At 54.7% G+C, this 9,646-nt stretch carries 13 protein-coding genes and 3 tRNA genes; 9 read left to right on the top strand and 7 right to left on the bottom strand.

Translation table 11 applies throughout. The features are described 5' to 3' along the window. Positions 1-15 precede the first annotated feature (15 nt). The 4 genes from ispH to JN414_RS13895 all read left to right on the top strand — a co-directional run bounded on the left by ispH (position 16) and on the right by JN414_RS13895 (position 2,603). Entirely contained in the window at positions 16-1,017 is a 1,002-nt protein-coding gene (gene ispH, locus JN414_RS13880; RefSeq protein WP_046901354.1) for a 4-hydroxy-3-methylbut-2-enyl diphosphate reductase, read from the top strand. 6 nt (positions 1,018-1,023) lie between these two features. Beyond that, on the top strand, positions 1,024-1,974 hold the full coding sequence (locus JN414_RS13885) for a homoserine kinase (protein WP_202208467.1): 951 nt from the start codon (positions 1,024-1,026) through the stop codon (positions 1,972-1,974). Next, positions 1,967-2,419 carry a ribonuclease HI gene (gene rnhA / locus JN414_RS13890; protein WP_046901356.1) on the top strand — a complete coding sequence of 151 codons (453 nt, stop codon included), beginning with the start codon at positions 1,967-1,969 and terminating at the stop codon, positions 2,417-2,419. The genes JN414_RS13885 and rnhA overlap by 8 nt, the downstream gene beginning before the upstream one ends. A gap of 108 nt (positions 2,420-2,527) precedes the next feature. Then, positions 2,528-2,603 (top strand) — tRNA-Asn (locus JN414_RS13895). A gap of 130 nt (positions 2,604-2,733) precedes the next feature. Here JN414_RS13895 and JN414_RS13900 read toward each other — a convergent pair. Next, complete coding sequence (locus tag JN414_RS13900) at positions 2,734-3,960, bottom strand: MFS transporter (RefSeq protein ID WP_064273089.1); 1,227 nt, start codon at positions 3,958-3,960, stop codon at positions 2,734-2,736. Between the two features lie 61 nt (positions 3,961-4,021). Between JN414_RS13900 and gpt the strand changes: the two genes are divergently transcribed. From gpt to JN414_RS13925, 5 genes are all read left to right on the top strand, one after another. Continuing rightward, the gene (gpt, locus tag JN414_RS13905) at positions 4,022-4,537 is read left to right on the top strand and encodes a xanthine phosphoribosyltransferase (RefSeq protein ID WP_086633629.1); all 516 of its coding nucleotides are present in this window, start codon (positions 4,022-4,024) and stop codon (positions 4,535-4,537) included. A 50-nt stretch (positions 4,538-4,587) separates the two neighbouring features. Next, positions 4,588-4,664: transfer RNA gene (locus JN414_RS13910), tRNA-Pro, on the top strand. Between the two features lie 20 nt (positions 4,665-4,684). Next, positions 4,685-4,761: transfer RNA gene (locus JN414_RS13915), tRNA-Arg, on the top strand. A 121-nt stretch (positions 4,762-4,882) separates the two neighbouring features. Further along, on the top strand, positions 4,883-5,845 hold the full coding sequence (locus tag JN414_RS13920; protein ID WP_202208469.1) for a HipA domain-containing protein: 963 nt from the start codon (positions 4,883-4,885) through the stop codon (positions 5,843-5,845). 10 nt (positions 5,846-5,855) lie between these two features. Continuing rightward, entirely contained in the window at positions 5,856-6,593 is a 738-nt protein-coding gene (locus JN414_RS13925) for an HIRAN domain-containing protein (RefSeq protein WP_202208471.1), read from the top strand. A gap of 60 nt (positions 6,594-6,653) precedes the next feature. On the opposite strand, the gene JN414_RS13930 is transcribed toward JN414_RS13925, so the two are convergent. The 6 genes from JN414_RS13930 to JN414_RS13955 are packed head-to-tail and all read right to left on the bottom strand — an operon-like array spanning position 6,654 to position 9,562. After that, complete coding sequence (locus JN414_RS13930) at positions 6,654-7,808, bottom strand: hypothetical protein (protein ID WP_202208473.1); 1,155 nt, start codon at positions 7,806-7,808, stop codon at positions 6,654-6,656. Continuing rightward, entirely contained in the window at positions 7,774-8,106 is a 333-nt protein-coding gene (locus JN414_RS13935) for a DNA-binding protein (RefSeq protein ID WP_202208475.1), read from the bottom strand. Before JN414_RS13935 ends, JN414_RS13930 begins: the two co-directional genes overlap by 35 nt. Continuing rightward, positions 8,099-8,308 carry a hypothetical protein gene (locus JN414_RS13940; protein ID WP_202208476.1) on the bottom strand — a complete coding sequence of 70 codons (210 nt, stop codon included), beginning with the start codon at positions 8,306-8,308 and terminating at the stop codon, positions 8,099-8,101. Before JN414_RS13940 ends, JN414_RS13935 begins: the two co-directional genes overlap by 8 nt. Next, on the bottom strand, positions 8,305-8,760 hold the full coding sequence (locus JN414_RS13945) for a hypothetical protein (protein ID WP_237390084.1): 456 nt from the start codon (positions 8,758-8,760) through the stop codon (positions 8,305-8,307). Before JN414_RS13945 ends, JN414_RS13940 begins: the two co-directional genes overlap by 4 nt. Further along, a complete protein-coding gene (locus tag JN414_RS17270) occupies positions 8,757-9,032 on the bottom strand; it encodes a DUF3850 domain-containing protein (RefSeq protein ID WP_375781687.1) in 276 nt (91 codons plus the stop codon). Before JN414_RS17270 ends, JN414_RS13945 begins: the two co-directional genes overlap by 4 nt. Further along, positions 9,014-9,562 (bottom strand): hypothetical protein, encoded by a 549-nt coding sequence (locus JN414_RS13955; RefSeq protein ID WP_202208480.1) that lies wholly within the window; start codon positions 9,560-9,562, stop codon positions 9,014-9,016. The genes JN414_RS17270 and JN414_RS13955 overlap by 19 nt, the downstream gene beginning before the upstream one ends. Positions 9,563-9,646 lie beyond the last annotated feature (84 nt).

A 9,646-nucleotide genomic window follows, 5' to 3' on the forward strand; every position in this document is an offset into this window, starting at 1 on the left:
CGCTTGGGGAACACCATGTCAGATCAGACAACTCTTGCACCTGAAGGTGCTGCACACCAGAAGACGCTCCGCGTCCTGCTGGCCGGGCCTCGCGGCTTCTGCGCCGGTGTGGATCGTGCCATCCGTGTCGTTGAAGAAGCGCTGCGCCGTTATGGCGCGCCCGTCTATGTTCGTCACGAAATCGTCCATAACCGTACTGTGGTTGAAGGACTGGAGGCCAAGGGCGCCATTTTCGTTGAGGAACTCGACGAAGTGCCGCCCGACGGGCATGTCGTTTTCTCAGCGCATGGCGTGCCGAAGTCAGTTCCAGCCGAAGCGCAGCGCCGCAATCTGCTTTACCTAGATGCAACGTGCCCGCTGGTTTCGAAGGTACACCGCGAAGCAGAGCGTCACTTTGCAGGTGGTGGCCCAGAGCAGCTCCATATTCTGATGATCGGTCATGCCGGCCATCCGGAAGTAGTGGGCACAATGGGCCAGCTTCCGCCGGGCGCTGTCACGCTCATCAACGATGCTGAAGAAGCCCGTACGATCCAGCCAAAGGATCCGGCGAAGCTGGCCTTCATCACGCAGACGACACTGTCTGTGGATGATACGGCTGAGATCGTCGATATTCTGCGGACTCGCTTCCCGCTCATTGAAGGTCCGAAGCGCGAAGACATCTGCTACGCGACGACCAATCGTCAGGAAGCTGTGAAGGCCATTGCGCCGGAAAGTGATCTGGTGATCGTGATCGGTTCGCCGAACTCTTCCAATTCGCAGCGTCTGCGGGAAGTGGCCGAGCGTTCTGGTGCCCGCCGTGCACTTCTGGTGCCGAAGCTGGAAAATCTGGACTGGTCTGTGCTGGAAGGCGTTGAAACGCTGGGCATCAGTGCGGGTGCGTCCGCTCCGGAAAGCCTCGTGCAGGAAATGGTGACGGCGCTTGCTGCGAAGTACACGCTGAAGATTGAAGAGCGAATCATGAAGGAGGAAAACATCAATTTCCGTCTTCCAGGTCCGCTTGCTGGTGAGGACAACTGAGTCTTCATGGCCGTCTATACTGAACTGGCGGCCGAGGCGCTTGAAGCGTTTCTTGGCACATATGACATCGGTGCCCTGGTTTCTTTCCAGGGCATTGCCGAAGGCGTCGAAAACAGCAACTTCCTCCTCCAGACCACGGAAGGGAAGTTCATCCTCACGCTCTTTGAGCGGCGGGTCAAAGCGTCTGACCTTCCATGGTTTCTGGGGCTGATGCAGCATCTGTCGGGGAAGGGCATGAACTGCCCGCAGCCTGTACAGGCAAAAGACGGAATCGCTCTCAGGGTATTAGCAGATCGCCCGGTGGCGATCACCACGTTCCTTCCGGGGCAAGCTGTCCCTCAGATTACAGCATCTGCCTGTCATGCACTGGGACAGGTCCTCGCGACGTTCCATAAGCTAGGGCAGGACTACACAGCGGAACGTCCTAATGGGCTGTCTGTGGAAGCCTGGCGCCCACTCCTTGAGAGCTGTCAGGGCAGTGGGGATGACCTGCTGCCGGGCCTCACGCAGGAACTGTCTGAGGCAGTGTCACGGATTGAAAAGTCTTGGCCTGCTGCGGGCAGTTTGCCTCGTGGGCAGATTCATGCAGACCTCTTTCCCGATAATGTCTTCTTTCAGGGTGACCAGATCTCTGGGCTGATCGATTTCTATTTCGCCTGCACGGACCTGTTTGCTTACGATCTAGCGATCTGTTTGAACGCTTGGTGTTTTCGCGATGAGAAGGTTTTCGAGCCCGCTTTCGCTCACGCCATGATCGAAGGTTACGAAAGCGTCCGCAATTTAGAGGTGGCTGAAAAGGAAGCTTTGCCAGTTCTGTGTCAGGGAGCTTCAATCCGGTTTCTGCTGACGCGCCTCTACGACTGGATCAATACCCCGGCTGATGCACTGGTGACCCGCAAGGACCCACTGGCCTATCTGGGGCGTCTCCGACATTTCTCAGGTGTCGCCCATGTCTGATGCGAGCGCGGATCAGCTTCCGGTCGAGATCTGGACGGATGGTGGATGCAAACCCAATCCCGGCCCAGGAGGCTGGGGAGCACTGCTTTGCTTTAAGGGCAAGGAAAAGGAGCTATGGGGCGGGCATCCGGAGACGACCAATAACCGCATGGAACTGACGGCTGCGGCTGAGGCTCTGGAAGCTCTGAAGCGGCCGTGTCGGGTCACGTTGCATACAGACAGTGAATACCTCCGGAACGGTATCACGCGGTGGCATAGTGGTTGGGTACGGCGGAACTGGCGTAATTCAGCTGGTGATCCCGTTGCCAACATGGATCTGTGGCAGCGCATTCTCGATGCGGCCAAACCTCATGAAATCGAATGGCTCTGGGTGAGGGGGCATTCTGGTGATGTGAACAACGAACGTGTGGATGTATTGGCAACCCGGGGGCGGGAAGAGCTCTGAAAAAGCCATGTTTTCTGCGGGTTACTGAAGAAAGTTCAGAAAAATGTAGAAATATGAAAAAAGGGGCTTTACCGACCCCGGCGGTTGGACTAAATACCTCCTCACCGGTCCCGAATAGCTCAGTTGGTAGAGCAAGCGACTGTTAATCGCTGGGTCGTAGGTTCGAGTCCTACTTCGGGAGCCACTCTTTCTTCTTGAAAGAACTGGTTCGGTACAGTGAAAAGCCCCTTACGGGGCTTTTTTCATATCTACTGTACTGATTGACCATCACCGGAAGCTTGATGCCGTTCCGGTGATGAGTTCGTTGGATTTGCTCAGAGTTCTTCTGGTCTGACGTCTTCTAGGCGATCCAGCGCCCATAGGCTGGGAAAGAGCCGAATCCACGTTGCCGCGACAAGAATTGTTCCTACGCCGCCTGCGATAACCGCTGCTTCGGGCCCGATGGCTGTTCCCAGCATTCCGCTCTCAAATTCGCCCAGCTGGTTGCTGGAGCCGATGAACAGCGAATTCACAGCGGAGACCCTTCCGCGCATGGCGTCTGGTGTAGCCAGCTGAATGAGTGACGACCGGACGACAACACTAATGACGTCTGCTGCTCCTAGAACCATCAGGGCGACGACTGAAATCCATGTGATGTGCGAAGCGCCGAATACGATGGTCGCGATTCCAAAAACAATCACGGAAACAAACATCGTAATTCCAGCACGGCCCCCAAGTGGATGGCGAGACAGCCAGGCTGATGTAAAGAGCGCTCCGAGCGCGGGGGCTGCGCGCAGAAAGCCCAGCCCGATTGGCCCCACATGAAGAACGCTATCCGCATAGACGGGGAGCATGGCCGTGGCACCACCAAGGAGAACTGCAAACAGATCCAGGGAAATTGCACCAAGAAGGTCGCGACGTCTGTTTAGAAAACCAAGGCCCGCAAATACAGAGGCGAACGTCACGGGTTCTTTTGATGCGACCTTATGGCGCAATTTCAGAGCCAGCGTTCCTAGAAACGCCAATGCGAATCCAAGCGTCGCAAGGCTGTAGCAGATGACTGACCCAAGTCCGTAGAGAAGGCCGCCCAGGCTCGGCCCCACAATGGATGCCGTCATGAACAGCGAGGACATCAGGGCCTGTGCTCTGGGCAGAAGCTGAGGGGGAACGATCGCTGGAAGAAACGCCTGCTGGCACGGCATCTCGAAGCTGCGTAGCGTGCCGTAGAACGCTGCAAAAGCGTACACATAGGCCGGGGTCAGGCAATGCATGGCTGCGATGGCGGCAAGGGCGCCCGTGCTGAGCACTTCCAGAATCTGGCAGATCAGCACCACGCTGCGGCGATTAAAACGGTCCGCGACGTGTCCGGAGATGAATGTCAGGGGAACCATCGGTAGAAACTGTGCAAGGCCCAGATAGCCCAGCGACGAAACGCTATGGGTCAGGGCGTACATCTGCCAGCCGATGGCAATTGTCAGCGTCGTAGCAGAAAGCTGGGAACAGATTCGGCTGATAATCAGTGGGCCGAGGCCGGGAAGGGCTCGTAATGCTGGTTCAATCATTCAGGCACATTAGTCACTTCCGGCGTGCAAGTTTATTGCAAAATTCCGAGCCGGAAGGCAGATGAGAGACATGAATGCTACATCCACACCCAAACCCGTAACGTACGCAACCGTCACCTGGGACCAGCTCCATCGTGACGCCCGTACTCTTGCTGCGACGCTCATGGAAAAGCACGGTCCGTTCCGCGGTATCGTGGCGATTACGCGTGGTGGCCTGATCCCCGCAGCTATTCTTGGCCGTGAAATGGGCTGCCGCCTGATCGAAAGCGTTTCTGTCATCAGCTACGCTGGTGAAGAAGGCACGCAGCACCAGCCGAAGGTTGTGAAAGCGCCAACTGCCGCAGGTGACGGTGAAGGCTTCCTGATCGTCGATGATCTGGTTGATTCCGGCATTACGGCTCAGTTCGTGCGTGAAATGCTGCCCAAGGCTGTTTTTGCCTGCCTGTATGCCAAACCGGACGGAAAACCGCTGACCGATCACTATGTCACGGAAGTCGCTCAGGACACCTGGGTGCTGTTTCCATGGGATACGGCACCACTTTTTGTGCCTCCGCTCGTAAGAAATGAAAAAGATTGAAAAAACCCTATTGCGTCCGGAACTTATACCACCTAAGTTCCGCCTCGGTTCGGGGCGTGGCGCAGCCTGGTAGCGCGCCTGTTTTGGGTACAGGAGGCCCCCGGTTCGAGTCCGGGCGCCCCGACCAGTCTTTGAGGTTTCTTTACTGCGCCCTTAGCTCAGTTGGATAGAGCAACAGCCTTCTAAGCTGTGGGTCGCTGGTTCGAATCCAGCAGGGCGCGCCATTTAGCGCCGTTTTTGCTCTGTTGGGTTTGCAAGCGTTTGCAGATGGTTTGCAATGGCTATGGGTAACCGGCACCGTATGTCTCAGTTTTTCTACTATTTTGAAGCTGAGATCTAATACTCATGTATGTGTTCAGTATCGATGAGTGGGAAGATGATCCCGAGTTTCCGGTACATCCCGTAGGCTCTCAGCCCAAGCGTGTTGTCATTGCGCCGTCGCACTGTGGCACCATGGGCCTGTTGCCTGGTCATACCTATATTTTCAAAACAGCTAAAAGTGTTTGGCAGCGCCATCAACTATGGTCTGAAGTCATAGCATACCGTGTTGCAGACATGGTTGGTGTGGATGCTCCCCGCTGTTTCCCAGCTCTTATGAGATCTACCGGAGAGGCCGGAGTTCTCATGGAGTCATTTTTGCCCAATTCATCAGACGCACAATTAACAAGGTTCGTGCATGGCGCCGATTTTTTGGCTCGTGTCATTGTTGATAAAAAGCGTGGTCGCCCTCATCTTCTAAAACTGAATCTATGGCTAAGTCGAAAGATTGGAGTGGATCCATCTGCTGTTGAGAACTGGTGGACACGGGTTATCTTTTTCGATGCGTTGATAGGAAATAGTGATCGCCACCCTCAGAACTGGGGATTCCTTTTTAAGGTGAAGCCGGGCATCCTCTCAGCAGTGCACTCGTTGTTAGAAGGCAGCACGTCTGCAATGATGGGCCCCGCTTTCGATAACGGAACGAGTCTAGGGTATGAGACGAGGGAAGTGGATCTGGAAACAAAAGGGACAGATGCCGCGTTAGATCACTATATTGCAGGTGGGCACCATCATTGTTCGTGGGATACGCCAACTACCAAACGAGGTGAAGGACATCTGGAGCTATGTCGAAAAATTATCGACGCCGATATCAGGCAGAAAGATGTCTTGAGGAACATGTTAAATTTTAGTCAGGGTGACGTGGAAAAGATTTTGGATGAGTGCGTCGACTGCGATCTTCCATTTCTTCCGTTTACGCCTGAGCGAGCAAAGTTTGTGTCAAAGTTGCTAATGAGGCGTCAAATGGCGCTTCTCGACCTAGTTAAGTGAGGGGGCTGCAGTGACAAGCTGGATTAAGAACTCTCAAGAAGCGATCCATATGTATCTTTGCTGGCAGTCGCCGGATATTACGGCTGACAGGAGGCACTGGGCTGTCGCGAATGTACTGCAAGGTGATGAGAATAATTTCCATCTTCGGTATTTCACAGAAGACGAGGAATTTGCGCAACATAACGGTGGCAAGTCTCTCCGTGCCGCGAAGGATCTTGGATTTTCGGGCTATCCAGCATTTTCCATGCGACGAGAGCATACGGATGGAGTGAGAGAAAATTTTATGAGGCGCTTACCTCCGCGCACTCGTCCTGATTTTCCATTATTCCTTGAGAAGTTTTGTTTATCTCCCGATATGCATTTGTCGGATTTCTCTTTGCTGGCTCGAACTGGTGCAAAGCTCCCCGGTGATAATTTTTCATTCGTGGATCCTTTGCGTGGTTATACCGCGCCATGTGACTTTCTGATTGAGGTTGCGGGTTTTCGTCACCAGCCGAACGACATACGGAGCAGTTTGAAGATCGGTCAGCCACTTACCTTTGAGTTGGATGAGCAAAATTCTCATGACAAGTGTGCCATTAAGGTAATGGCTGAAGGTAATAAGATTGGATACGTAAACAGACTCCAGACACACTCCTTCCCTGAATGGATAAAGGAGAAGAAGGTATCCGCTCATCTTGAGCGTCTTAATGGTACGATCGATCGTCCTCGGGCATTCGTATTTGTAAGTCTTCTTTCTGGTAACTAATTGTGACGACCTGCTTAGGTTATACACTTAAGTAGGTCATCATTAATTAAGATGATTTGTTCACATCAGCCGTCCGCGCGTAGCAGCAATCGAAACAATCTTAGACGTCTCGCGCATCTGATGGCGCTCCCAAACTTCCATTCCTGCGACAGCCACTTCCGTCCGTCTTGGCAGATACGTATCGATGATGCGCTGGCAATAGTCGATCGCATGTCCAGAGATGGCGGCAATTTGTGGCGTCGTCGCGCCAGCTTCGGCCAACCGAACAATTCCCGTTCTTCTCAGATCACGGCGCTGCCGATGATTCGCGGCAAGTTCATCTTTAACCTGGTCTCGTGTTGCGCCACCTTTCAGAAGCTGGCGCGCGTAGGCGTAGGCAAGCCGCTTCATCACGGCGTCCCAAGCACGGGCAAAATTTCGTGGTGCCCAGACTTTTCCAGTCGGGCTAGGAACGAGAAGCTTCTGCGTAGCTGGCCCGATTCGTGCGGCAATGACGTTTTCAGAAGAGCGTTCAGCTGCAATATCTTCCAAGCGCTTCTTAATATGCGGTTCCAGGCGCGCATGTACCGGAACGTCAATCAGTGCGCCGGTTTTTTCCTGTCGCAGTGCGATGAACATGCGGCCGCTGCGGATAGAGATGCGGCTGTCATCCATGGTCAGGACGTCGCCTGGCCTCTGCACGGTATAAAGCAGGAGAAGGTAGGCCAGCTGGAGAGACGGGCGTGCGCGTTCCAGGAACGCATCTTCCATCTCATAGCTCCAGATCTCGCTGCGCTTCGTCGTGTGCTGCCGTTTGAAACGTTCAGCCACGTTTGCGTCAATGATGCCGGCGTCCTTCGCACGGCCAAGAAGCATCTGGAGAAGGGAAAGAACCTGATCAGCCTTTCGCGGGGTTGCGCTCAATCGTTCCCGGATCGCCAGGACATCTTGTCTTGTGATGGCACGGGCGGGGTGCAGTCCCCAATCTTCGCGCATTTTGTCCAGATAGTTCCGGTACAAGTTGCGCGTTCGGGGCGACAGGCTCCGATAGGCTTCCGATTCAAGATAATCGATAATCAATGCGCCAATGGTGCCCGGATTAAGTCCGGCCGCCTGCAATGGCGACAGGTTTTCCAGAGAGGCAAGCGCTGCCTCTCTGTTGTGGCCCAGAAATTTCCGAGTCTGTCGGTCGTAAAAATACTCAATGATGCTGCCGTCGGCGCGTGTCTTGCGCACGACGTTCAGTCCTGTTCTGCGTGAGCGTGGCACTCATATTCTCCGCAAGAGGTGATGAAAAGCCGGGCTTCGCAGGAACGGTGGCGCTGGTTGCAGCCGGCGCCACCACTCCAATTCCTGAATCCCGGTCCGCGTAGAGGTCCAGCAGTTTACGGTCCCACGTCAAGCGGCCGCCTTTGCCGCCACGGATCCGTGGTGGTGGCCAGACGCCAAGTGAAACTTCCTGATTGAACGTGGTGATGCCAATTCCGACATAAGCGGCGGCTTGTTCGCGGGTAAGGAAACGCGGCTCAATCATGCGTTTCTCTTTCCATTGCAAGATCAACCGCCGTTCTCATGTTGTCGCTGGAGCTTAATTTTTGGCATCTACTACCGGAGCAGTTCCAGACTGCCCATTCATTCAGGCGTTGCTTGGGGATGCCTCCAAATTGGTGGAAACCAATCTGGAGTTTATTGGCCTCTAACCAGTCCAGCCGCGCCGTGTCCGTCCGCACGCTCATGCTCGGTACTCCGGATAATTTGGATAAATCGGCCGCAAAGACACGGCCGCTGTGTGTCCAGCATCTGTCAGGACGAAATAAGACTCACCCGTGTTCCATCCCCGGCCCGTGGCTTTCATCAGACCAGCCTTAACAAGGCTGCAAATCGCCTTGTCATCCGTTGCGGTGTAGAATCTCTTGTTTATCAGAGTGTGGTTCAATACTGATTTCGCCTCTTCATCCAGCGCAGCCGTGACCGCATCGACTGCTGGCAAGATGATGTCCTCATCCGGCATCCGCTTTACGCGGATGCTGGCGAAAGTGATCGAATCACAATCTGCTCCCAGAAATTTCTGGTATCGAGCCTTGCTCGCCGTAGGGGCGTAAATAATCTCACCTAGACCGTAGGCGGGATCCATTATCTGCGCATGCCAAGCCTTGCGCACTCGGGTTGCATCCCTCCGACCATTCATGATGGTTCACCAAAGCAGATCATGACGTGACCAGGCATAAGCCCTGGACCATCATCTTCCGTACGGACAAACGTGATTTCCCGGATTATGGAATGATCGCCTATCCGTCCCATCGTCTTGTTCCAGGGATACAATTCCACCAGATCACCGACCTGATAACTCGGGGCATCAATGCAGACTTCAGAGGTCTTCTGGCGGCGCGATACAGCCTCAAATTCGTGCGGCCTGACACCTATTTCATGGATTAAACGCATCACACTCCTCCCTCGCATGTGAGGGCAGCGCGGGCTTTGCGTCGGCACCACTCTGCTGCCCAGCCTAGCTTCTCGATGTACGGTCTATCGAACGAGCCGGGGCAATCATCAGTTTTATTCTCTGAAACAGCAGACAAAGCCCCTTCGAGCACCTCAACCCGCGCCTTACTCACCTCGGCATCAGCCCGCGCAAGCTGCTCGGCTTCCTTCAGCTCCGCAATGCGGGCTTCCAGCGCCGTGACGTTGGCGGGACGGTCATAGAGCGGATGGACGTCTTCATACCGACTGGATAACTTCGAACTGGAGTACCGCCAGCCACCACGGCCGTCATCATCCTCTTCGTCGTAATAATGCCACGCAACGGGCTTCTGCCCCTCCCCATCCTTCCGGCGCTGTTCTTCCGCGCCTCGGGCTTCGGCTTCGAGGATATGGCGTTCCGCTAAAGCATAGTCAGGTGTGTCAGCGTAGCCTTCTCTGGCTATGCCATCTGCCAGCGCGTCTATCTGCTCATCTCGCGTCCGCACGTTCTGTTCCGTGTTCTGGGTCATTTCGCGGCTCCTTTCGGCGTGCTGCGCTTGATCTGGGCGAGTGTGTTGCGGATTGATCGGACGTCGCCTGGCGTGGATGAGCTG

The organism is Gluconobacter sp. Gdi, assembly GCF_014132155.1.
In the GTDB taxonomy this organism is placed as follows: Bacteria; Pseudomonadota; Alphaproteobacteria; order Acetobacterales; family Acetobacteraceae; genus Gluconobacter.